Source organism: Bacillus cereus group sp. N12 (genome assembly GCF_016483575.1).
GTDB lineage: Bacteria > Bacillota > Bacilli > Bacillales > Bacillaceae_G > Bacillus_A > Bacillus_A toyonensis.
This window is the reverse complement of sequence record NZ_JAEHBO010000287.1, coordinates 1-235: the sequence shown is the minus strand read 5'-3', so window position 1 is coordinate 235 and position 235 is coordinate 1. Positions and strand designations below refer to the sequence as shown.

Genomic DNA, 235 nt, shown 5'->3' with positions numbered 1-235 from the left:
AGTGAAAATAATAACTGATTAATCCTGATATATTGTTATCACAGAAATAATCTCTAAAGGAAAAAGTGGTAATAGTTTAAAATTGACGATTTATATGTAATTACAAAAAAAAGTTGAAGAAAGTATAGAGAAAAACTTGAGAGCTTTTAAGAGTTCAGAGCCACTGTAGGACCTAGCTTTTGTCCTCATGACGAATCCAAATAATGGACAGATTTTATCTATGGCAGGCAAAAAG

General features: G+C 30.2%; 1 pseudogene. It reads left to right on the top strand.

Annotated features, from left to right (window positions below):
* Positions 1-31: 31 nt before the first annotated feature.
* Positions 32-235 (top strand): annotated as a pseudogene (locus JDS92_RS31175) (penicillin-binding protein); the annotation flags it as partial.